General features: G+C 71.0%; 19 protein-coding genes and 1 tRNA gene. 14 read left to right on the plus strand and 6 right to left on the minus strand.

Annotated elements, in window-relative coordinates; all coding sequences use genetic code 11:
- Positions 1 to 103: 103 nt before the first annotated feature.
- Both ACZ6C6_RS26415 and ACZ6C6_RS26420 read right to left on the minus strand, forming a co-directional pair.
- Positions 104 to 191: transfer RNA gene (locus tag ACZ6C6_RS26415), tRNA-Ser, on the minus strand.
- A gap of 53 nt (positions 192 to 244) precedes the next feature.
- A complete protein-coding gene (locus tag ACZ6C6_RS26420; RefSeq protein ID WP_469205918.1) occupies positions 245 to 1,750 on the minus strand; it encodes a S1C family serine protease in 1,506 nt (501 codons plus the stop codon).
- Between the two features lie 190 nt (positions 1,751 to 1,940).
- On the opposite strand from ACZ6C6_RS26420, the gene ACZ6C6_RS26425 reads away from it, so the two are divergent.
- From ACZ6C6_RS26425 to ACZ6C6_RS26435, 3 genes are all read left to right on the plus strand, one after another.
- Positions 1,941 to 2,789 carry a glycerophosphodiester phosphodiesterase family protein gene (locus ACZ6C6_RS26425; protein WP_469205920.1) on the plus strand — a complete coding sequence of 283 codons (849 nt, stop codon included), beginning with the start codon at positions 1,941 to 1,943 and terminating at the stop codon, positions 2,787 to 2,789.
- 318 nt (positions 2,790 to 3,107) lie between these two features.
- Positions 3,108 to 3,572: an ATP-binding protein gene (locus ACZ6C6_RS26430; RefSeq protein ID WP_469206149.1), complete on the plus strand. Its 465-nt coding sequence runs from the start codon at positions 3,108 to 3,110 to the stop codon at positions 3,570 to 3,572.
- Positions 3,573 to 3,690: 118 nt separating this feature from the next.
- Entirely contained in the window at positions 3,691 to 4,656 is a 966-nt protein-coding gene (locus tag ACZ6C6_RS26435) for a DUF5926 family protein (RefSeq protein WP_469205922.1), read from the plus strand.
- A 603-nt stretch (positions 4,657 to 5,259) separates the two neighbouring features.
- Here the strand turns inward: ACZ6C6_RS26435 and ACZ6C6_RS26440 are convergent.
- Entirely contained in the window at positions 5,260 to 5,952 is a 693-nt protein-coding gene (locus ACZ6C6_RS26440; RefSeq protein WP_469205924.1) for a bifunctional DNA primase/polymerase, read from the minus strand.
- A 478-nt stretch (positions 5,953 to 6,430) separates the two neighbouring features.
- Between ACZ6C6_RS26440 and ACZ6C6_RS26445 the strand changes: the two genes are divergently transcribed.
- Positions 6,431 to 7,918: a PP2C family protein-serine/threonine phosphatase gene (locus ACZ6C6_RS26445; RefSeq protein WP_469205926.1), complete on the plus strand. Its 1,488-nt coding sequence runs from the start codon at positions 6,431 to 6,433 to the stop codon at positions 7,916 to 7,918.
- A 98-nt stretch (positions 7,919 to 8,016) separates the two neighbouring features.
- Positions 8,017 to 9,477 carry an aminopeptidase P family protein gene (locus ACZ6C6_RS26450; RefSeq protein WP_469205927.1) on the plus strand — a complete coding sequence of 487 codons (1,461 nt, stop codon included), beginning with the start codon at positions 8,017 to 8,019 and terminating at the stop codon, positions 9,475 to 9,477.
- A gap of 37 nt (positions 9,478 to 9,514) precedes the next feature.
- On the opposite strand, the gene ACZ6C6_RS26455 is transcribed toward ACZ6C6_RS26450, so the two are convergent.
- Positions 9,515 to 10,060 (minus strand): ATP-binding protein, encoded by a 546-nt coding sequence (locus ACZ6C6_RS26455; protein WP_469205929.1) that lies wholly within the window; start codon positions 10,058 to 10,060, stop codon positions 9,515 to 9,517.
- Between the two features lie 268 nt (positions 10,061 to 10,328).
- Here ACZ6C6_RS26455 and ACZ6C6_RS26460 point away from each other — a divergent pair, with 268 nt between their 5' ends.
- The 9 genes from ACZ6C6_RS26460 (at position 10,329) to ACZ6C6_RS26500 (ending at position 20,024) form a co-directional block, all read left to right on the plus strand.
- Entirely contained in the window at positions 10,329 to 11,144 is an 816-nt protein-coding gene (locus ACZ6C6_RS26460) for a hypothetical protein (protein ID WP_469205931.1), read from the plus strand.
- Between the two features lie 140 nt (positions 11,145 to 11,284).
- On the plus strand, positions 11,285 to 12,022 hold the full coding sequence (locus ACZ6C6_RS26465; RefSeq protein ID WP_469205933.1) for a YcnI family copper-binding membrane protein: 738 nt from the start codon (positions 11,285 to 11,287) through the stop codon (positions 12,020 to 12,022).
- Between the two features lie 69 nt (positions 12,023 to 12,091).
- Entirely contained in the window at positions 12,092 to 12,745 is a 654-nt protein-coding gene (locus ACZ6C6_RS26470; RefSeq protein ID WP_469205935.1) for an SCO family protein, read from the plus strand.
- Positions 12,742 to 13,191, plus strand: coding sequence for a copper chaperone PCu(A)C (locus ACZ6C6_RS26475; RefSeq protein ID WP_469205937.1), 450 nt, complete (start codon positions 12,742 to 12,744; stop codon positions 13,189 to 13,191). Before ACZ6C6_RS26470 ends, ACZ6C6_RS26475 begins: the two co-directional genes overlap by 4 nt.
- Positions 13,192 to 13,205: 14 nt before the next feature.
- Complete coding sequence (locus ACZ6C6_RS26480; RefSeq protein WP_469205939.1) at positions 13,206 to 15,125, plus strand: copper resistance CopC/CopD family protein; 1,920 nt, start codon at positions 13,206 to 13,208, stop codon at positions 15,123 to 15,125.
- Positions 15,126 to 15,133: 8 nt separating this feature from the next.
- Positions 15,134 to 16,420: an iron uptake transporter deferrochelatase/peroxidase subunit gene (gene efeB, locus ACZ6C6_RS26485; RefSeq protein WP_469205941.1), complete on the plus strand. Its 1,287-nt coding sequence runs from the start codon at positions 15,134 to 15,136 to the stop codon at positions 16,418 to 16,420.
- Between the two features lie 60 nt (positions 16,421 to 16,480).
- Entirely contained in the window at positions 16,481 to 17,416 is a 936-nt protein-coding gene (pheA, locus tag ACZ6C6_RS26490) for a prephenate dehydratase (protein ID WP_469205943.1), read from the plus strand.
- Positions 17,417 to 17,931: 515 nt separating this feature from the next.
- The gene (serS, locus tag ACZ6C6_RS26495; RefSeq protein WP_469205945.1) at positions 17,932 to 19,221 is read left to right on the plus strand and encodes a serine--tRNA ligase; all 1,290 of its coding nucleotides are present in this window, start codon (positions 17,932 to 17,934) and stop codon (positions 19,219 to 19,221) included.
- Positions 19,218 to 20,024 carry an HAD family hydrolase gene (locus tag ACZ6C6_RS26500; RefSeq protein WP_073863828.1) on the plus strand — a complete coding sequence of 269 codons (807 nt, stop codon included), beginning with the start codon at positions 19,218 to 19,220 and terminating at the stop codon, positions 20,022 to 20,024. Before serS ends, ACZ6C6_RS26500 begins: the two co-directional genes overlap by 4 nt.
- Before the next feature lie 98 nt (positions 20,025 to 20,122).
- Here ACZ6C6_RS26500 and ACZ6C6_RS26505 read toward each other — a convergent pair whose 3' ends face one another.
- Together ACZ6C6_RS26505 and ACZ6C6_RS26510 are read right to left on the minus strand one after the other, a co-directional pair.
- On the minus strand, positions 20,123 to 20,815 hold the full coding sequence (locus ACZ6C6_RS26505) for a hypothetical protein (protein ID WP_469205947.1): 693 nt from the start codon (positions 20,813 to 20,815) through the stop codon (positions 20,123 to 20,125).
- Positions 20,816 to 21,105: 290 nt separating this feature from the next.
- Positions 21,106 to 21,825, minus strand: a complete 720-nt coding sequence (locus ACZ6C6_RS26510; protein WP_469205949.1) for an ABC transporter permease — start codon at positions 21,823 to 21,825, stop codon at positions 21,106 to 21,108.
- Between the last annotated feature and the right edge of the window lie 16 nt (positions 21,826 to 21,841).

Raw genomic sequence — 21,841 nt, forward strand, 5'->3', positions numbered from 1 at the left:
CCGTGCCCGACAGAGCGGGAAACCAGGGGGAACAGTGGTGCCCGACGGGGAACGGGCATGGCAGAGGCCCCCGACCATACCTACTGGTCAGGGGCCTCTCACCTGGCGGTGGGTGTGGGATTTGAACCCACGGTGACTCGCGCCACGACGGTTTTCAAGACCGTTCCCTTAGGCCGCTCGGGCAACCCACCCCGCGCCGGCGTGGTCGGTGAGGACCGGTCCGGCGCGGGAACAGCCTAGCCGGTCAGTTGTCGCCCTTGCGCTCCCCCAGGGTGACTTCGGCGGTCGCCGTCTTGCCGTCGCGCTCGTAGGTCAGGGTGACCCGGTCGCCCGGCTTGTGGGTCCAGATCTCGCCGATCAGGGTGGGGCCGCTGTCGACGGGGGTGTCGTTGAACTTCGTGATGACGTCGCCCGCGCGCAGACCCGCCTTGGCCGCCGGCCCGTCCTTCGTGACCGCCTCCGTACCGCCCGTGCCCCGGTCCGCGATGACGGCGCCGCCGCTCTGTTCGTCCATCGTCACCGTGGCACCGATGACCGGGTAGACCGGCTGGCCGGTCTTGATCAGCTGCCGGGCGACGGTCGTCGCCTGGTTGATCGGGATGGCGAAGCCGAGGCCGATGGAGCCCGCCTGGCTCTGGCCGGAGCTGCCGGTCGACTGGATCGCCGAGTTGATGCCGATGACCGCGCCGCCCGAGCTGAGCAGCGGGCCGCCGGAGTTGCCCGGGTTGATCGAGGCGTCGGTCTGCAGGGCGCTCATGTACGAGTTGCTGCCGCCGTTGCCGTCCCCGGAGGCGACCGGGCGGTTCTTCGCGCTGATGATGCCCGTGGTGACCGTGTTGGACAGGCCGAACGGGGCGCCGATCGCGATGGTGGAGTCGCCGACCGCCACCTGGTCCGAGTTGCCCAGCGGCAGCGGCGTCAGGGACTTCGGCGGGTTCTTCAGCTTGATGACGGCCACGTCGTAGCCCTGGGCGCGGCCGACCACCTCGGCGTCGTACTTCTTGCCGTTGGAGAACGTCGCCGTGAGCTGGCCGCTGTCCGCCGCGGAGGCCACCACGTGGTTGTTCGTGAGGATGTGGCCTTCCTTGTCGTACACGAAGCCGGTGCCCGTACCGCCCTCGCCGTCACCGCCCTGCGCCTCGATCGTCACGACGCTCGGCAGCGCCTTGGCGGCCACACCGGCGACGGTGCCCGGGTCGCGCTTGAGGTCCTGCTGGTTCGCCGACGCGGAGACCGTGGTCGAGCCGGCGTCGTCGTTGCGGTCCGCGGCCCAGTAGCCGAGGGCGCCGCCGATGCCTCCCGCCACGAGCGCCGCCACCACCACGGCGGCCACCAGACCGCCCGCACCGCGCTTGCGCGGCGCCTCGGGCGTGTGCGTTCCGCCGGGCGGCCCCCAGACCGGGCCGCCGCCACCGCCGTGCGCCCCCTGGGCGTAGGCCGGGACGGCGGGCGGCGGCGGGGGCCAGCCCGCGTCGGCCGCGGACTGCGGCGGGGGCGGGGGTGCGTACTGCGGGTTCGTCGGGAAGGCGGCCGTCTGCGCGGTCACGGGGTCCGGCGAGGAAGGGGCGGGGGCAGGCTGCTGTTCCGGCGCCTGCGCGACCGGCTGCTGCCGGGTGGCCGTCCCGTCCGAGTGGGGGGCGGCGGGAGGCGCGTCCTCGAGGTGCGCCTGGGGAGCGTCGGCCGGCACGGGAGGTACGGACGGGGCGGCTTCGGCCGCGTTGCCCTCGTTGCCCTCGTTCTCGGTGCTCACAGCTCTTTACTCCTCGGTTCCACATCAGTCATTCGGCAAGAGATCCGCTGTGTACGTGTCCGCAGTCAGCTTTTCCCACGACACGTCAGGCCACTGTAAGCAGGAGCTGTGCATCTGCGCACGACCCTTACATCGGACAAAACGGCCCGGCGTCGCAAGGTGTGCACGGCCGTGTTCCCGCGGTGACACCATGGCCCGGGTGAACCGAGCACGGCAGCAGCACCCCATGCAGCACCCCATCCAGGTCATCGCCCACCGGGGTGCGTCCGACGACGCCCCCGAGCACACCCTCGCCGCGTACCGGAAGGCGATCGAGGACGGTGCCGACGCCCTGGAGTGCGACGTACGCCTCACCGCCGACGGCCACCTCGTCTGCGTACACGACCGCAGGGTGAACCGTACGTCCAACGGGCGCGGCGCGGTCTCCGCCTTGGAGCTGAACGCCCTCGCCGCCCTCGACTTCGGCTCCTGGAAGGACCGCGACGAGACGGAGTCGCCGGACTGGGACCCCGTGCCCGGCGAGCTCACCTCCGTACTCACCCTGGAACGCCTGCTCGAACTCCTCGTGGAGACGCGGGCGTCCGGGCGGCCGCTCCAGCTGGCGATCGAGACCAAACACCCGACCCGCTGGGCGGGACAGGTCGAGGAGCGCCTTCTCCACCTGCTGAAACGCTTCGAGCTCGACGCCCCGCCGCCGGCCGGCACCCCTTCGCCGGTACGCGTCATGAGCTTTTCCGCCCGCTCGCTGCACCGCGTCCGGGCGGCCGTGCCCCATCTGCCCACCGTGTATCTGATGCAGTTCGTGTCGCCCCGGCTGCGCGACGGACGGCTGCCCGCCGGGACGCGGGTCGCCGGGCCCAGCATCCGGATCGTGCGCAGCCATCCCGGGTACATCGAACGGCTCCACCGGGCCGGGCAGCGGGCGCACGTCTGGACGGTCAACGAGCCGGAGGACGTCGAGCTCTGCGTACGGCTCGGAGTCGAGGCCATCATCACCAACCGCCCGCGGCAGGTCCTGGCCCAGCTCGGCCGCTCGTGACGGCGGCGTACACCGCCCCGCCTATACGTATGAACGCATCAGCCCATCTGCCCATCAGGAGATCAACTACAGGGAGTACACCGGCGCACTCGGAACGTGCCTGTTCGTGACGAGTGCGTCACTGACAGCCCCTTGGCCGGTTTCCGGCACAGCTCAGGAGGGCATCCACTCCGTGGCGTGGGGACAAAGGAGGTCTCGGGGGTGGCGTTGGTGGTGGCACAGGAGGTGCCCACGTCGTCGAGCATGGCCGTTCCCCATGGCCCTGCGGGCGTGGGGCAGGCGCGGCACCGGATGCGCGAGCAGTTGCGCAGCCACGGGGTGTCGGATTCGGTCGTCGACGATGCGGTGCTGATTCTTTCCGAGCTGCTCAGCAATGCCTGCCGGCACGGCAGGCCGCTGGGCTGGCAGACCGGGACGGGAGACGGCGACGTGCGCGCCGCCTGGCGTGTCGACAGGACGGGCGGACTGACCGTCGAGGTGACGGACGGCGGCGGCCCGACCAGGCCGATTCCGGCCACCCCGTCGGTGACCGCCCGCGGCGGCCGGGGTCTCAACATCATCAGCGCCCTGGCCCAGGAGTGGGGCGTACGGGACGACGCACCGGGCGAGGTCACCGTCTGGGTGCTGGTCGACGGGGGCCGCGGCTCCCGCGGCGCGCGGGGGAGCGGTCTTCCTGCCGGGATGACCGGCCTGCCGAGCGCACCGAAGGCCACGGTCGTGCCGGGCCTCGAAGGGCTGGATTTCAGCGGCGCGTTCGACGATGCGTTCGACGACGTGGGCTGAACGCCCGGGCGGGGCATACGCGGACCTAGACGGCCGTACACCGTGGTGCACCGGGAAGCGGCGGGGCGACTAGGCTCGCGGGCCAGACCGCACTGTCGCAATCGGGAGTATGCCCACCATGGCGAAGAAGCGCCCTCAGACCAAGGCCGGGAAGCAGCAGCTCAAGGACGGCGAGATCCCGGTGGTCGGGGCTCGTGAGCCCTGCCCGTGCGGTTCGGGCCGCCGCTACAAGGCATGTCACGGCCGCGCCGCGGCACAGGCGGTGACCGAGCTGGTCCAGCGTCCGTTCGAGGGCCTGGCCGGGGAATGCGACTGGGTCGCGCTGCGCGAGCTGGTCCCGGCGGCAACGGCCGGGCTGACGCTCAAGGGCGGCCTGCCCGAGGGCGTGCCGTCGGTGACGCTCGCGACGGTCCTCCCCATGGCGTGGCCCGCGCTGCGCCGCGACGACGGCTCCGTCCTGCTCGCCCTGCAGAACGACACCTCCTCCGGCGACCTCAGCCGGGACCTCGCGGACACGCTGAGCCGCGCACTGGAGGCGGAGCCCGGTTCGCCCGTGGCCGCCCGCCGCGTACCGGCCGACGGGCCCCGGCTCCAGGACCTCCTGGACACCGAGGCGCCCTTCGAGCCGGTCGTCCACTCCGGCTTCGAGTTCTGGGTGCCGGACTCGGAGAACGCCACGGCCGAGGTGTCCGCCTCGCTCGAACGCGCGAACGAGGCCGCGATCCCGACCGCCCTGCTGTCGGGCGTGGACGCCGCCTACTGGTGCGAGACGCCGGAGAAGAACCACCTGCGCTGGGTCATGCCGCACGCCGAGGAGCAGCTCCTCGACGCACTCGCCCGGCTGCACGCCGCGGGCGAGTCCTCGCTCGGCGAGGGCACCCGGCTGGTCGGCTCGTTCCGGGCGCACGGCCTGATGGTCCCGGTCTGGGACCTGCCGAGCTCGATGGGCGCCGAGGACTGCGAGAAGCCCGCCGCCGCGTTCGCGGAGCGGCTCGCCGCGGCGCTCGCGTCGGACGCGCCGCTCACCGCCGAGGAGCGGCGGGCGCGTGGCGGTCTCACCAACCGCCAGGTGACGCTCAGCTGACCGTGACGGCCGCTCGGCCCGGACGGTGACTCCCGTCACAACTCGCCGTACTGGCAGGTAAATCGCTGTCCGAATACGCGAGATCGAATTTGCGAACGGCAGATCTCTTGTTACGGTTCTAGAAGCCCGGTCGCTGGTGCATCCCCCGTCGCCAGCGATCGGGCGTCCTCATTTCCGGGTACGGCGCGCTCCGCGCACCGGGGGCGCGCAGGCCCGCGCACGGGCCCCTCCCGACCCGGCCCCACCTCATCCACCCCAGCTCCGCCGCACGATGGCCCGGCGTCAGCCCTGCCGTCCGGGAAGCCGGTTGGGCCTGTGCCGCGGGAGCAGCGCCCGAGGTGCCCTCAGAAAGCTCCGCCCTGCCGGGTTTTGAGACCCCGAATTCCGCGGCATCACCGACACCTCCGGACAAACGGATGCGCCACAAGCGGCCCCGCCGTTTACCCGGAAATCGTGAAGCAAGACGGAAGAGCGCGGGAGGGAGTGAGGAAGAACGGAAGGGATTCACCGGAGATCGGACAGGGAAGCGACAGAACTCCGTAATGAATGCCATGCGAAAGAACACGCACGCATCAGAATCTGGCCAACCCTGTCCCCAACCGCTCAGTGCGTAAGTCTGCTACCGCCGTCCGGGGCACTCGTACTCGCCTCGACCAATGCGTCCAGCACGGTCTCGACGTCCGGCAGCCAGGGCGCGGCGACAGCGCCCTTGGGGCGTGAACCCGGAGTGCGCTCCGGCGCGCGCTCCCAGCGGACCTGGCCCGTGCCGATCTCCGACGGCGGCAGGACGACGTAGCCGCCCTCCCCGTGGAACCGCAGCGAGCTGGGCACCCGGTCCTGCGCGTACAGCAGCTCCCCGAGCCGTTCCAGGGTGTACGGGGCGACCAGCAGCGCCCACCGGGTGGGCGTCGCCACCACGGGTCCCCGCCGCAGGCCGGCCCGGTCGAGCGCGGCCAGGGCGCGGGCACCGGCCACCGCCGGGAGGCTCAGGGCGCATGGCGCACGGCCGCCCGTGGCGAGCAGCACCGGCGCGGCCGGACGGTTGGTCCACCACCAGCGCACCATCCGGGCATCGGTGGTCGCGGCGAGCAGTCCGGGATCGAAGGGGTGCGCGCCGGGCACCGCGCACTCGGGATCGGGGCACGCGCAGCGGCGGCCGCGGGCGCCGTCCTCGCGCAACCCCGCTCCGGGGAGCACGGGCCACTGCCACTCCGTGGCGCAGGTCAGGGCCGCGTCGAGCCGGGCGGAGCCGCCCCTGCGGCCGAGCCTGCGTCGCCTTCCGAGGATCTCGCGCATGAGCGCTCGTTCCTTTCCGTTGAACGCCGAGGGTCCGCCTCGCATCGTGCGTGGTCACACCATGCCTGCGGATCTTCTGGGTGTACGTGCTCGTCGAGCCTGCGGTACGGGTCGTTCGTCGGTACCGAGCGTGAGCCGTGCTGAGCCGGATCGAGCTGCTTGCGGTCGGCATCGTGGCGAGGTGCCGGGCGCACGGCGCTCCTGCGGTCCGTACGTGCGGCCTCGCCACTCGGGGGTGGGGCGCGGCCGTCACAAGAGAGGACGTCCGGGCCTGCTGCCAGGTTCCGGGGGCGGGCGGGGCCACCCCCGGCCATCCAAAGAATTACGTACCCAGCATGCCCGGAATGACGCGCCCCAGGGACTTCACCCGGAGGTGCACCCCCGTCGGGCAGACCCAGTCGACCGCTAATGCACACGGCAAGGTGCGTTTTTTGGCCAAGTTGATTAAGGCGCGGACACCGGGTTTTCCGGGGGGACAATGCTGGACATCGCCTCACTTGTGCGTGTACATGTGGATGCACTGGTAGCGGCGCAGAATGACATGGGGGTTTGCGATGCTATTCGACGGAACACACCGCTCGGAAAGCCGGCGACCATGAGCGCTCCGCACCTGCCAAAAGTGGCTGGAATCAATCCCACAGTTCCGGTTTCGGACGAGACTGCCGCGCCGATCGAGGCGGTGGCCGCCGCGCCCGGTGCCTTCATCCAGGACCGGCTCGCCGGCTGGGTCTCCGACCTCACCACGCTCCACGAGCTCACCGAGCGTCTGGCCGGAACCAGCACCCTGGACGACGCGCTGCACGAGTTCCTCGACGCCGGGGCCGCCCTGGTGGGCGCCCGGCGGGGCCTGGTCACCTTCGAACCGTCCGACCGGCGCGGCCCCGTCAGCACCGTCGGGCTCGGGCTGGCCCACGCCGAACTGGGCCAGATCGAGACCGTGCCGCGCAGCGCCACCTCGTACGGACGCATCCTGGAGGGCCTGCCCAACCCGGACGCCCCGCTGACCACCCCCGATCTGCTCGGCGACACCGGCCTGGACCCGCGCAGACGCGAGGTCGCCGCCCGCCTCGGCTACGCCGCCAGCTACGCGCTCCCCCTCGCCACCGCGACGGCCGGACGGCTCGGCGCCGCCGTCTGGCTCTACGACGAACCCGCGGAACCGCTGGAACGCCGGCGCCACCTCGTCGGCCTGTACGCCGGATACGCCTCCGAGCACCTGGCCCGCCTGCTGGAACTGGAACGGGCCAGGACCGACGTCGCCACCGTGGCCGAGGAACTGCTGCCCACCCGGCTGCCCCGGGTCCCCGGCGTCCAGCTCGCCGTACGCCACGAGGTGGCCCCCCAGGGCGGCGGCGACTGGTACGACGCGCTGGCCCTGCCGGAGGGCGCCCTCGGTCTCGCCGTCGGCTCGGTGGGCGGCTCGGGCCCCAGCGCGCTGGCCGCCACGGGACGGCTGCGCGCCGGACTGCGCGCGTACGCGGTGATGGAGGGCGAGGACCCCGTCGCCGTGCTCTCCGACCTGGAACTGCTGCTCCGGCTGACCGAGCCGGCCCGCTCGGCGACCGCGCTCTTCGCGTACTGCGAACCGGCCCGGCGCAGGATCCTGCTCGCCGGGGCCGGGCACACGCCGCCCCTGATCATCGGCGAGCGCCGCACCTCGTACGTGGAAACCACGCTCTCCGCCCCTCTGGGCATGCTGTCCTGCTGGGAAGCGCCCAGCGTGGACATCACGCCCGCACCCGGCGAGACAGTTCTGCTGTACACCGACGGGCTGCTGCGCCGGGCCGGCGACTCGATGGACCGCGCGTACGCGCGCCTGCACGCGGCCGCGGCGAGCGTCCCGAGGGCGCTGCGCGGAGACGCCGCCTCGGTGGCCGACCACGTGGTGCGCACCGTGCTGCCGGACGGGGCCGGGCGGGCTGACTGCGCCGAGGACGTGGTCGTACTCGCGGCCCGGTTCGACTGAGCCGGAACCTTCCCGTGTAAGAGGTCTTCCGGCCCTGGGCCCCCTTCCGTACGCCCGTACGATGGAGGAGGTCCAGTGTCGTATCAAGGAGAACAGTCGTGTCTGAGGAGTTCCCGGAGACCCCGGAGACCGAAGAGACAGAGCCGGTCAAGCAGCGGAAGAACGGCCTGTACCCGGGCGTGTCCGACGAGCTCGCCGCGAGCATGCAGTCCGGCTGGGCCGACACCGAGCTGCACGGCCTGGAGCCGATCGCTCAGGCCGGTCACACCGCCGACCGCCGCGCCGCGCTGTCCGCGCGCTTCCCCGGCGAGCGGCTGGTCATTCCCGCGGGCCGGCTGAAGACCCGCTCCAACGACACCGAGTACGCCTTCCGCGCCTCCACCGAGTACGCGTACCTCACCGGCGACCAGACGCAGGACGGCGTCCTCGTCCTGGAGCCGACGGACGACGGCCACGAGGCGACCATCTATCTGCTGCCCCGCTCGAACCGGGAGAACGGCGAGTTCTGGCTCGACGGCCAGGGCGAGCTGTGGGTCGGCCGCCGCCACTCCCTCGCCGAGGCCGAGCAGCTGCTGGGCATCCCCGCCAAGGACGTGCGCGAGCTGCCCGCCGCTCTGGCCGAGGCCACCGGGCCCGTCCGCAACGTGCGCGGACACGACGCCGGCATCGAGGCCGCCCTGACCGACAAGGTCACCGCCGAGCGCGACGAGGAGCTGCGGGTCTACCTCTCCGAGGCGCGCCTGGTGAAGGACGCCTTCGAGATCGCCGAGCTGGAGAAGGCGTGCGACATCACCGCACGCGGCTTCGAGGACGTCGTGAAGGTCCTCGACAAGGCCGAGGCCACCAGCGAGCGCTACATCGAGGGAACGTTCTTCCTGCGCGCCCGCATCGAGGGCAACGACATTGGGTACGGCTCCATCTGCGCCGCGGGCCCGCACGCGACCACCCTGCACTGGGTGCGCAACGACGGTGCCGTGCGTTCGGGCGAACTGCTGCTGCTGGACGCCGGGGTGGAGACCAACGACCTCTACACCGCCGACGTGACCCGCACCCTTCCCATCAGCGGCACGTTCACACCGCTCCAGCGCAAGATCTACGACGCGGTGTACGAGGCGCAGGAGGCGGGTATCGCCGCGGTCAAGCCTGGGGCCGATTTCCGCGACTTCCACGACGCCGCGCAGCGGGTGCTCACCGAGAAGCTCGTCGAGTGGGGCCTGCTCGGCGACCTGTCGGTGGAGAAGGTCCTGGAGCTGGGCCTCCAGCGCCGCTGGACCCTGCACGGCACCGGCCACATGCTCGGCATGGACGTCCACGACTGCGCCGCCGCGCGCACCGAGGCGTACGTGAACGGCACCCTGGAGCCGGGTGTCTGCCTCACCGTCGAGCCCGGTCTCTACTTCCAGGCCGACGACCTCACCGTGCCCGAGGAGTACCGCGGCATCGGCGTCCGGATCGAGGACGACATCCTCGTCACCGAGGACGGCAACCGGAACCTCTCGGACAAGCTGCCCCGGCAGGCCGACGAGGTCGAGGCGTGGATGGCCCGGCTCAAGGGCTGATCCGCCGCCTGCCGTACGTACGGAGGGGCGCCCCCGCTCAGGACACCATGAGCAGGGCGTCCTTCCGCCATTTCAGGACCTTGTCGAAGCTCACGACCGCGCCGGAGCACCCCGGGCGGTTGCCGAAGTGGACGTGATCGGCAAGCTGTTCGATCAGGCACAGGCCCCGTCCCTCCTCGGCGGTGACGGGCGGATACGACGCGTACTGCGGGTCCGGCAGTCCGCTCCCGGGCTGCCGCTCCGACGTACAGGGGCCGCCCCGGGTGGGGAAACCGGGCCCCGAATCGGCGACTTCGATGCGGCACTTCTCGCCGTCCAGATACGCGGTGACCCGGTACTGGCCACTGGCCGTGGCCGACGGATCCTCCCAGGCGTCCCGGTCCTTCCCGGTGCCCTCGGAGGTGGCGTCGTACTCCCCGCCGTGCTCGACCGCGTTCGCACAGGCTTCGCTGAGCGCGAGAGACAGGTCGAAGGAGATGTCCGGGTCCACGCCCGCGGATTCCATCGTGCCGAGCAGGAACCGGCGGGCGAGCGGGACGCTCGCAGCGTCGCGCCGCAAATGGAGTGACCACCAGATGCTCATGCTCCGGCCTCCTGGTTGCGGCTAGACATACCGCTACGTATTGCCGCACCGGGGCGGTCGTAAGCACGTGCGTGCTCTGATGCCGCCCATTCGGCGGATAGCCGGACGCACCGCACCGGTGTACTCCGGCCCCCTCCGCCCGTTGCGTCCGGCCGCGGCGCCGCCGGAACCCGTCCGAACGGCCCTGCTCACACCCAATCCGCCCGGAAGACGACCTTCCGGACCTGCCGTACGGGAGCGGGGGGCCGGGTGCGATGATGGGCCCGCCATGTCTGTGCCTGTGGGACGCGCCGGAGCCGGTCTACGGCTACTGAGGGCCGCGGTGTTCGCCGCGGTCTGCGTCGCGTTGTCCGCGGCCGGGCATGCGCTGGCCGCCTGCGCGACCGTCCCCTGGTGGACGCTGCTCGCCGGTTTCCTCGGTGTCCTCGCGGTGGCCGTCCCGCTCGCCGGACGTGAACGCTCGCTGCCCTCCATCGCCGCTGCCCTGGCCGGCGGACAGCTCGCCCTGCACACCCTGTTCGGGCTGGGCACGCACACCGCCTCCCCCGGGACGACGGGCGGCGACGACGCGTTGATCCGGTTCGCGGCGAGTCTCGTCTGCGGCGCCGGACCCCAGCAGCTGAACGCCGCCGACGCCCGGCACATCGTCGGCACCGCGGGCATCGACCCGGCCGCGGTGGCCGCTCATGCGCACCAGCACGTGGCCGCCGCCCCTTCCGGCCCCGCATGGGCCACCCCGGCCGGCCTCCTCCACACGCTTCCCAGCCTGCCCATGCTCCTCGGGCACCTGCTGGCCGCCCTGGCCACCGGCTGGCTGCTGCGGCGGGGCGAGGTCGCCCTGTTCCGGCTTGCCCGGCTGTCGGCGCACGGTGCCCAGCAGGTCGCGGCCGGGGCCCGGCTCCGGGCGCTCCGGGACGCGTTCCGGCTCGTCGCCGCACTGCGCACCGGACTGGCCGGCGAGGCCGCGACCGGGCCGCGCACCCCCCGTACCGCCGTGGACGCGCCGCGCCCGGCCACCGGGGATCCGTTGCAGCACCTGGTGATCAGGCGCGGACCGCCCTCCGTACTCGCTCTCGCAGCCTGACGCGACGCCCTCCACGCAATGCGCACCGGCCCTTCCGGCATCGGCGCGCACTCCAGCCGAACGGAAGTGGCGTCGCGATACCGGTGCGCATCCGTGCGCCGGAGCACCTTCCCTTCGTGCCCTGTGGAGTGATCCCTGCCATGAACGTTTCCCGCATCGCCCTCGCCGGCGGCGTCGCCGCGTCCACCGTGCTGCTGCTCGCCGGTACGGCCTCCGCCCACGTCAGCGTCCAGCCGCAGGGCGAGGCCGCCAAGGGCGGCTACGCCGTCATCAACTTCAAGGTCCCCAACGAGCGTGACAACGCCTCGACGACCAAGCTCGAAGTGAACTTCCCGACCGACCACCCGCTGGCGTCCGTCATGCCGCAGCCCGTGCCCGGCTGGGACATCGAGGTGACGACGAGCAAGCTGGCCAAGCCGCTGCAGATGCACGGCAAGACGATCAACGAAGCCGTCTCCAAGGTCACCTGGACCGGCGGCAAGATCGAGCCCGGCCGCTTCCAGCAGTTCCCGCTCTCCGTCGGCCAGCTCCCCGAGGACGCGGACCAGCTGGTGTTCAAGGCGATCCAGACGTACTCCAACAAGGAGGTCGTCCGCTGGATCGAGGAGCCCAAGGAAGGCGCCGAGGAGCCCGAGTCCCCCGCGCCCGTCCTCAAGCTGACGGCTGCGGCCGATGACGCGCACGGAGCGGCCGGCGCGGACCCCTCGAAGTCCCCGGACTCCGCCGGCTCCTCCGAGAAGGGCGGCGAGACCACCACCGCCGCCTCGTCCTCCGACGCCGAGGACAGCACCGCCCGGGTGCTCGGCATCGTCGGCATCGTCATCGGCGTCGCCGGCGTGGCCTTCGGTGTCCTGGCCGGGCGCCGTCGTACGACCTGACAGGCCCCACGGGGGCCAGGCTCTTCCTGGCCCCCACCCGCTCCACCGACCCCTCAGGAACAGTGCTCCATGGTTAAGAAGATCGTTCCGGTCGCGGCGCTCGTCGTCGCGGCCGCGCTCACCCTGTCCGCCTGCGGCGGCAGCGACAACGACAGCAAGAAGCCCGTCGCCGATGTGTCGATGCAGACGAAGACACAGGCGGCGACGGTGCTCGACCAGCCGTTCACGAAGCCGGACCTCGTCCTGACCGACACGCACGGCAAGAAGTACGACCTGCGCAAGGAGACCAAGGGCAAGCCGACGCTCATCTACTTCGGCTACACCAACTGCCCGGATGTCTGCCCGCTCATCATGAGCAACATCGCCATCGCCAAGAAGGCCCTGCCCGAGGCGGAGCAGGACAACCTCCGGGTCGTCTTCGTCACCACCGACCCGGAACGCGACACCCCGGCCTCCCTCGGCAGCTGGCTCAAGGCACAGGACCCCTCCTTCATCGGTCTCACCGGCGACTTCGCGGCTATCCAGGCGGGTGCCCGGCAGATCGGCATCGGCATCTCCGCGCCGAAGAAGGAGAAGGACGGCACGGTCGTGTCGATGCACGGCTCGCAGGTCATCGCCTTCTCGCCGAAGACCGACAAGGGCTACCTCCTGTACAGCGAGGACACCACGCCCGAGGACTACACCAAGGACCTCCCCAAGATCATCAAGGGGGAGAACCCGTGAACCACCGCCCCACCCTCGCCGCCGTCCTGGCCGTGACCGCGGGCCTGACGCTGGCGGGGTGCTCGACCTCCTCGGACAAGCCGGAGCTGCAGGTCACCGGCGCGTTCATGCCGCAGCCCGTCAACGACATGGCGGCCGGCTTCCTCGTCGTGCGGAACAACGGCACCGGCGACGACCGCCTCACCTCGGTCACCAGCCCGCTCTCGGACGACGTCACGATCCACGAGACGAAGAACCAGGTCATGCGGAAGGTGACGTCCTTCGATGTGCCCGCGGGCGGTGAGCTGGACCTCGAACGCGGTGGCAGCCACATCATGTTCATGAAGCTCAAGAAGCAGCCCAAGCAGGGCCAGAAGGTGTCCGTGGAACTGCACTTCGAGAAGGCCGGCGCGATCGAGGTCGACCTTCCCGTGAAGGAGACCACCCACAACCCGAAGAAGCAGTGAGGGACTGACACGCCATGACAGCCACCGCCCCGCCCTTCGGGCCGCCGCCCGCCCTCCGCCGGCCGCTCGCCGCGGCCGGACTGCTCACCGCGCTGCTCGGCGCGGTGCTCGGTCTGCTGCTGGCCGTCGCGGCCCCCGCGTCGGCCCATGCCGCGCTGACCGGCAGCGATCCCCAGGACGGGGCGGTGGTTGCCACCGCCCCCACGCAGGTCACCCTCACCTTCTCCGAACAGGTCGCCCTCGGCGCGGACTCCATCCGCGTCCTCGACCCCTCGGGCGAGCGGGCCGACACGAAGGCCGCCCCGCGCGACCTGCACAGCGGGTCCACCGTGAAGTACGGCGTCGCCCTGCGCGGCGGCCTCACCGACGGCACCTACACCGTGGCCTGGCAGGCGGTCTCCGCCGACAGCCACCCCGTCTCCGGCGCCTTCACCTTCTCCATCGGTGCACCCTCCGAGACCACCGTCGCCCTCCCCGACAGCGAGGCCGGGGGCGGACTCGTCGGCACGCTCTACGACATCGCGCGCTACGCCGCGTACGCCGGGTTCATCGTGCTCGCGGGCGGTGCCGCCTTCGTTCTGGCCTGCTGGCAGCGCGGGGCGGGGGCACGCCCGCTGCAACGTCTGGTCGTACGCGGCTGGATGACGCTCACCGCCGCAACGATCGCGATGCTGCTTCTGCGCAGCTCGTACACCGGCTCCGGGAAGCTGGGGGACGTCTTCGACCTCGACGGTCTCAAGGCGGTCCTCAACACCAAGCCCGGTGCCGCCCTGGTCTCCCGGCTCCTGCTGCTCGGCGCCAGCGCCCTGTTCGTCGCGGTGCTCTTCGGCGCGTATGCCAAGCGCGAGGACCCGCGCGAGAAGAGGGACCTCACCTTCGGCCTCGCCATCGGCGGCGCCGTCATCGCCGCCGGCATCGCCGGCACCTGGGCGCTCGCCGAGCACGCGTCGACCGGTATCCAGCCCGGTATCGCCATGCCCGTGGACGTGCTCCACCTACTGGCCGTCGCCGCCTGGCTGGGCGGGCTCGTGGCGCTGCTGACCGCGCTGTACCGCACGCCCGACCTGACCTCGGCGGCCGTACGCCGCTTCTCCACGATCGCCTTCGTCAGCGTGGTCGTCCTCGTCGCGACGGGGGTCTACCAGTCGTGGCGCCAGGTCGGCACGTGGTCGGCGCTGACCGGTACGGGTTACGGACAACTGCTGCTGGTCAAGGTGGGGCTCGTCGCCGTCCTGGTGGGGGTCGCCTCGATGTCGCGCCGGTGGACGGGGAAGCTCGCGGAGGGCGGCGATGCCCCGGCCGCGGCCACGCCCGGAACCGAGGAGGATCCCGAGGCCGAACCGGAGACCGCCGAGGACCCCGCCCGGGCCGCCCAGCTCGCCCGGCAGCGGGCCGCCGTGGCCACCGCCGAGAAGAAGCGGATACGCGACGCCGACCCCGGCCGGTCGGGGCTGCGCCGCTCCGTACTGGCCGAGGTGGGCGTCGCCGTGGCCCTGCTGGCGGTGACCACCGTCCTCACGTCGACCGAGCCGGGCCGTACCCAGGAAGAGGCGGCACGCTCCACGTCGGCGGCGGCCGGCCCCGTGGACAGCGGTCCCGTCAATCTCGCGCTGCCCTTCGACACGGGCGGCACGAACGGCAAGGGCACGGTACGGATGGACATCGACCCGGGGCGCACCGGCGCCAACGTGATCCACCTGTGGATCGAGGACCCCGCCAAGAAGCCCATGGACGTTCCCGAGGTGAAGATCGCCTTCACCCTGGAGTCCAAGGACATCGGCCCCCTGCCGGTCGCCCCGGTGCGGCTGACCGAGGGCCACTGGACCGCCACCGGCCTCCAGCTCCCGATCGCGGGCGACTGGAAGGTCGCGGTGACGGTACGGACCTCCGACATCGACCAGACGACGGTCAACAAGAACGTGAAGATCGGCTGAGCAGGACCGTGAGCGGAAAAAGCACGAGCAGCGACACCAGCAACACCCAGGCCCTCTCCCGGCGGCGGCTGCTGGGCACCGCAGGCGCCGCCGGGGCGACCGGCCTGGTCCTCGGAGCGGCCGGCGGCGCCACCGGCTATGCGGCGACCCGCGACGAGGCACCGGCCGCGCTGACCACGGTCGGCTCCACCGAGGTGATGTTTCACGGGAAACATCAACCGGGGATCACCACTCCGCTTCAGGCGTCCGGCCATCTGATCGCCTTCGACCTCGCTCCCGGGGCCGGGCGCAAGCAGGCCGCCGCCCTGATGCGCCGGTGGTCCGCGGTGGCTCAGCGGCTGATGGCCGGCGAACCCACCACGGACGCGGCGGACGGCCCCGGACACGACACCGGTGTCGCGCTGGACGCGGGCCCGTCCTCGCTCACCGTCACCTTCGGTTTCGGCGCCACCTTCTTCGAACGCACGGGCCTCACCGCGCACCGCCCGCCGGGACTCGACCCGCTGCCGCCGTTCTCCTCCGACCACCTCGACCGCGGCCGGTCCAACGGAGACCTGTGGGTCCAGATCGGCGCCGACGACGCGCTCGTCGCCTTCCACGCGCTGCGGGCCGTCCAGAAGGAGGCCGCCTCGACGGCCACCGTGCGCTGGCAGATGAACGGCTTCAACCGGACGCCCGGCGCAACCGCCAAGCCGATGACGGCCCGCAACCTGATGGGCCAGATCGACGGCACGGGCAACCCGAAGCCCACGGACGACGACTTCGCCGAGCGCGTGTTCGTCCCCGGCGGCCAGGACCCGGCGTACGAGTGGCTCACGGGCGGCTCCTACGCGGTGGTCCGGCGGATCCGGATGCTCCTGGACGACTGGGAGAAGCTTCCGGTGGAGCGCCAGGAACGGGTCATCGGCCGGCGCAAGGCGGACGGCGCCCCCCTCAGCGGTGGCACCGAGACCACAGCGATGGACCTCGACAAGGTGGGCCCGGACGGCAAGCTGCTGATCCCGGACAACGCGCACGCCCGGATCTCGTCGCCCGAGCGCAACAGCGGTGCGGCGATGCTGCGCCGCCCGTTCTCGTTCCACGACGGGATCGCCCCGGACGGCACCCCGGACGCCGGGCTGCTGTTCATCTGCTGGCAGGCCGATCCGCTGCGCGGCTTCGTCCCGGTGCAGCGCAAGCTGGACCGGGGGGACGCGCTCTCCCCCTTCCTCCGCCACGAGGCGAGCGGGCTGTTCGCGGTGCCGGGCGGGGCGGCGGCCGGTGAGTACGTGGGGCAGCGGCTTCTGGAGTCCTGAGCGGCGGGGGGCCGACCCGCCCGGGGCTCCCGCGCCGCCACCGCGCATTAGGGTGACGGTATGTCCGCCACGCGCTACGCCTATCTCGGCCCCGAAGGCACCTTCACCGAGGTCGCCCTCCGTACGCTCCCGGAAGCCGCCACCCGCGAACTCGTCCCGATGGTCTCCGTACCGGCGGCTCTGGACGCGGTGCGCAACGGAACGGCCGCCGCGGCACTCGTACCGATCGAGAACTCCGTCGAGGGCGGCATCACCACCACCCTCGACCAACTCACCAGCGGTGAGCCGCTGATGATCTACCGCGAGGTGCTGCTCTCGATCACCTTCGCGCTGCTCGTGCGGCCCGGCACCAAGCTGTCGGACATCAAGACGGTCACCGCTCACCCGGCCGCGCAGCCGCAGGTGCGCAACTGGATGGCCGCTCATCTCCCGCAGGCGGTATGGGAGTCGGCGGCATCCAACGCGGACGGCGCGCGGCTCGTGCAGGAGGGCCGCTACGACGCCGCCTTCGCGGGGGAGTTCGCGGCGGAGCGGTACGGACTCGAACCGCTGGTGACCGAGATCCACGACGCGGAGAACGCGCAGACCCGCTTCGTGCTGGTGGGCCGTCCGGCCCGGCCGTCCGCGCCGACCGGAGCGGACAAGACCTCCGTGGTGATCTGGCTGGGCGACGACCGCCCCGGTGCCCTGCTCGAACTGCTCCAGGAGTTCGCGGTGCGCGGGGTGAACCTGATGCTGATCCAGTCGCGGCCGACCGGGGCGGGCATCGGCAACTACTGTTTCGCGGTGGACGCGGAGGGCCATATCTCCGACCGCCGGGTCGGCGAGGCCCTGATGGGGCTCAAGCGCATCTGCCCGAGTGTGCGCTTCCTCGGCTCCTACCCGCGGGCCGGTGTGGCGCCGGAGGATGTACGTCCGCTGCGCGCGGGCACCTCCGACGTGGAGTTCACCGAGGCGTCCGACTGGCTGGCACGCAACCAGGACGGGCGAGCCTGACCCAGCCCTGGGCCCCCGGCCCAGGGCCGCTTTGTGTCCACAGGACCGGTGGGATCAGAGGATTGTCCACCTCGGGAAAAGTTATCCACAGGTGAGGGATCACACCTGGGGACAAGTCGACACCACAATCCGACATGGTCGACAAACCGACACAGCCCACTCACACCCATCCACAGGGCGCCCGTTCACCCCGTGTCAGCCCAATTCCGCTGATCAACTCTTTAGGGCTAGCAATTCCCACCCGAACGAGCGCGTGAAACGGGTTTGAACCTTGAATCCATACGTTTTCACCAACCCCTCGGAATGATCTCTTCCGCGTCCACAGGATTCCCCCACAGCCTGTGGATAACTTTGACGGGGTGGTCACTCCTGTGGAAAAGCATCGCCCAACTACCCCACCGGGCAAGCCTCGTGGCCCACTCGCCTCACAATGCCGAATACCGGCAATTCGGGCAAAGCGCCACGCTGTTCCTATCGGTTCAAGTGGGCGAAGCCGACACCGGTAGCCTGGAGCAGTGATTGACCTTCGCCTGATTCGTGAGGACCCCGACCGTGTTCGCGCCTCCCAGCGCAACCGGGGAGAGGACGTCGCACTCGTGGACGCCCTGCTCTCCGCCGACGAACGGCGCAGGTCGTCCGGGGTCGCTTTCGACGAACTCCGTTCCGAGCAGAAATCGCTCGGCAAACTCATCCCCAAGGCTTCTCCCGAGGAGCGCACCGAACTCCTGAAGCGCGCCGAGCAGCTCAAGGCCGACGTCAAGGCGGCCGACGCCGCCCAGGACGAGGCCGACGCGGAGACCAGGAACCTGCTGCTGCGGCTCGGCAACATCGTCCACCCGGACGTGCCGGTCGGCGGCGAGGAGGACTTCGTCGTCCTGGAGACGCACGGGACGATCCGCGACTTCGGGGCGGAGGGATTCGAGCCCAAGGACCACTTGGAGCTCGGCGAGGCCCTGGGCGCGATCGACATGGAGCGCGGCGCCAAGGTCTCCGGCTCGCGCTTCTACTACCTGACGGGCATCGGCGCGCTCCTGGAACTCGCCCTCGTCAACGCGGCGATCGCCCAGGCCACCGAGGCCGGCTTCACCCCGATGCTGACTCCGACCCTGGTCCGCCCCCGCGCCATGGAGGGGACCGGCTTCCTCGGCCAGGCAGCGGAGGACGTCTACCACCTGGACAAGGACGACCAGTACCTGGTCGGCACCTCCGAGGTACCGCTCGCCGCGTACCACATGGACGAGATCATCGACGCGGAGAAGCTGCCGCTGCGCTACGCCGGCTACTCCTCCTGCTACCGCCGCGAGGCGGGGACGTACGGCAAGGACACCCGCGGCATCTTCCGGGTGCACCAGTTCACCAAGGTCGAGATGTTCTCGTACGTCGACCCGGCGGACGCGGAGGCCGAGCACCTGCGCCTCCTGGACTGGGAGAAGCAGTGGCTCACCGGCCTCGAACTGCCCTTCCAGGTCATCGACGTCGCCAGCGGCGACCTGGGGGCCTCGGCCACCAGGAAGTACGACTGCGAAGCGTGGATCCCGACCCAGGGCAAGTACCGCGAGCTCACCTCGGCGTCCAACTGCGGCGAGTTCCAGGCGCGCAGGCTCTCGGTCCGGATGCGTGACAACCGCGACGGCAAGAAGTCCATGCGCCCCCTGGCCACGCTGAACGGCACGCTCTGCGCCGTCCCGCGCACCATCGTGGCGATCCTGGAGAACCACCAGCTGGCCGACGGTTCGGTGCGGGTACCCGAGGTGCTCCGCCCCTACCTGGGCGGGCGCGAGATTCTGGAGCCGGTCGCCAAGTGACCTTCCCGTACAAGCTCGTCGCGACCGATCTCGACGGCACCCTTCTGCGCGACGACGAAACCGTCTCCGCGCGGACGCGCGAGGCGCTGAAGGCTGCCGCCGGTGCCGGCGCGGCACACATCGTCGTCACCGGCCGCGCCGTCCCGTGGACCCGGCACATCCTGGACGACCTCGGCTACGAGGGACTGGCCGTCTGTGCGCAGGGCGCTCAGGTCTACCACGCGGGTGAGCGCAGGCTGCTCACGTCGCTCACCCTGGACCGGCAGCTCGCCGGGCTCGCCCTTTCCAAGGTCGAGGCCGAGGTAGGTCCGCTGGCGCTGGCCGCGAGCCGCGACGGACTCGACGGCGAGGTGCTGGTCGGGCCGGGCTACCGCGTCCAGGAGGGACCGCGACCGGCCGTCTTCGTCCAGGACCCGGCCGAGATGTGGGCCGCTCCGCTGAACAAGGTGTACATACAGCACCCGGATCTGGACGACGACGCACTGGCCAAGGCCGCGCGGGCGGCGGTCGGCAATCTGGTCGACGTGGTCATGGCGGGGCCGGGGGTCGTGGAGATCCTGCCGCTGGGACTGAGCAAGGCCACCGGCCTCTCTCTCGCCGCGCGCCGACTGGGCGTGAAGGCCGCGGACACGATCGCCTTCGGCGACATGCCCAACGACATCCCCATGTTCGCCTGGGCCCGGCACGGCGTGGCCATGGCCAACGCCCACGCCGATCTGAAGGCCGTCGCTCAGGAGACGACCACGTCGAACGACGACGACGGAATCGCGGTGGTGCTGGAGCGGCTGCTGCGGGAGTCGTAGGCGGTCGCCCTCCTCGCGGGGCTCAGGGGCCGGGGCACCGCCTCGGCCCCTGAGCCTTTTCTACGCCTGTCGCGTTCTGCGCCTGCCGCAGTTCCGGATCAGCGTTTGTTGCGGCGGTTCAGCTCCTTCAGATTGCGTGCCAGGGCGTCCATGCGGTCGTCGAGACGGACCACGTCCTCGGAGACCCCGCTGAGCCTCGCGCTCATGGCGCCGACGACCTGGTGGGTCGCCTCCAGCCTCCGGTCGAGGCTGTCCAGCCGGTGCGACATCCTGCTGAGGACCGGGCCCAGCTCCTGGAGCGCGATGCCCACACCGGCCAGGTGGCTTTCGACCCGGGTGACGCGGTGTTCGAGCGATGCGTACCCCGCACGCAGGTCCTGCTCGGCGTCGAGCAGATACGTACGCACACACCGGGCGACGTCGCTGTCGCGAAGAAGCATGGCGACGTTGAGGACGGTCCGACGGGTGTAGAGGCGGAGCTGGGTGGCCGCCTGTGGATAACTTTCCCCCTCGCGACCACCCCATAGCGACACCATGTCGCTATGGAAGTCCCGCAGGTCAGAGCCGCGCAGTACGCGCATGCCGTTCTCGGAGAGCTCGCCCTGATGCCGATCGGTCAGCCTCCTGACCGCCCTTGTGGATACTTCGAAGTAACGAGCCACATCCTCCGTGCGAACGTGAATTCCGTCCGGGAGCATGACAAGGCACTTCACCTTGTCCAGGGCGTCGACGCGCCCCATCTGTTCGACGCGCAGCGTGCGCGATTCGAGTAGAGCGACTTCCGTTGGCATGAGCTGCCGTCCGTTCGTGAGAGCTTCGCGCAAATGGACAGCCCTCTCCCCGGGCTTCAGGGGCGGAGGACGCTCACGGTTGCCACTCACTCAAGGAACCGACCGACGAGGGCTCTCCCCCGCCGCATCGGCCATCTGCACTTTCACGAACGCTACGACGCCACGGATTCCAGTTGCCTCCACGCATCGTGAACAACGCACCGATAAACGTACAGTTACGCGTAAGACTGTCCGACATGTGAAAACCCCGGCCGTCGGCCGGGGTTTTCACATGTCGGAAGGCAGTCCGCTCACTCCTCGCCGGCCAGCTTCAGCGTGCGCAGCTTCTGTCCCGCGTACCAGGTCGCCGCGACGGTGACCACGGCCAGCAGGACCGTGGCGAGCGGCAGACCGACGTCCGAGGTGATCACACCGTTGCCGCCGGTCTTCTCCGCGAGTGCGAGGGACCACTGCTGCACACTGAGCGTGCGCGCGCCCGGCACCAGGCTGCCGAACAGGGCCTCCCACACCAGCGCGTAGACGAGACCGAGCACGACCGCGTGCCGGCTGACGGTGCCCAGCAGCAGGAACAGCGCGCTGTAGGCGATCGAGGCGACCAGGGCGGCGATGGTGTACGCCACCGCGATCTGCTGGCCGTTGCCATTGAGGATCAGGCCCGCGATCAGCGTCGGCACCGCCGAGAAGACCATGGTCACCGCGATCGCGACGATCAGCTTGGTGAAGATGATCGTCGGCCGGCTCACCGGCTTGGACAGCAGATAGACGATCGAGCCGTCATCGATCTCCGGCCCGATGGCGCCCGTTCCGGCGATCACGCCGATCAGCGGCACCATGGTGGCGATGGCGAACCCGCCCAGGACGTCCGAGGCCACCTGGTCGTCGGCCCCCGCGAACATCCGTACCGCCACCGCGATGACGATCAGCAGTGCGGGCAGCACGAAGAGGATGGCGGCCCGGCGCCGGCCGAGCAGCGCCCGGTAGGTGAGCCGGGCGACTGTGGGGTCGTACATGACGTCACAGCTCCTT

Source organism: Streptomyces sp. NPDC041814 (genome assembly GCF_055590565.1).

Excerpts from the sequence above, each read along its gene's own strand:
- ACZ6C6_RS26480 (WP_469205939.1), top strand. The coding sequence starts at position 13,206 with ATGACAGCCACCGCCCCGCCCTTCGGGCCGCCGCCCGCCCTCCGCCGG.
- ACZ6C6_RS26425 (WP_469205920.1), top strand. The coding sequence starts at position 1,941 with ATGGCCCGGGTGAACCGAGCACGGCAGCAGCACCCCATGCAGCACCCC.
- ACZ6C6_RS26455 (WP_469205929.1), bottom strand. The coding sequence starts at position 10,060 with ATGAGCATCTGGTGGTCACTCCATTTGCGGCGCGACGCTGCGAGCGTC.
- ACZ6C6_RS26505 (WP_469205947.1), bottom strand. The coding sequence starts at position 20,815 with ATGCCAACGGAAGTCGCTCTACTCGAATCGCGCACGCTGCGCGTCGAA.
- pheA (WP_469205943.1), top strand. The coding sequence starts at position 16,481 with ATGTCCGCCACGCGCTACGCCTATCTCGGCCCCGAAGGCACCTTCACC.
- ACZ6C6_RS26470 (WP_469205935.1), top strand. The coding sequence starts at position 12,092 with ATGGTTAAGAAGATCGTTCCGGTCGCGGCGCTCGTCGTCGCGGCCGCG.
- ACZ6C6_RS26435 (WP_469205922.1), top strand. The coding sequence starts at position 3,691 with ATGGCGAAGAAGCGCCCTCAGACCAAGGCCGGGAAGCAGCAGCTCAAG.
- ACZ6C6_RS26460 (WP_469205931.1), top strand. The coding sequence starts at position 10,329 with ATGTCTGTGCCTGTGGGACGCGCCGGAGCCGGTCTACGGCTACTGAGG.
- ACZ6C6_RS26510 (WP_469205949.1), bottom strand. The coding sequence starts at position 21,825 with ATGTACGACCCCACAGTCGCCCGGCTCACCTACCGGGCGCTGCTCGGC.
- ACZ6C6_RS26465 (WP_469205933.1), top strand. The coding sequence starts at position 11,285 with ATGAACGTTTCCCGCATCGCCCTCGCCGGCGGCGTCGCCGCGTCCACC.
- ACZ6C6_RS26440 (WP_469205924.1), bottom strand. The coding sequence starts at position 5,952 with ATGCGCGAGATCCTCGGAAGGCGACGCAGGCTCGGCCGCAGGGGCGGC.
- ACZ6C6_RS26445 (WP_469205926.1), top strand. The coding sequence starts at position 6,431 with ATGCTGGACATCGCCTCACTTGTGCGTGTACATGTGGATGCACTGGTA.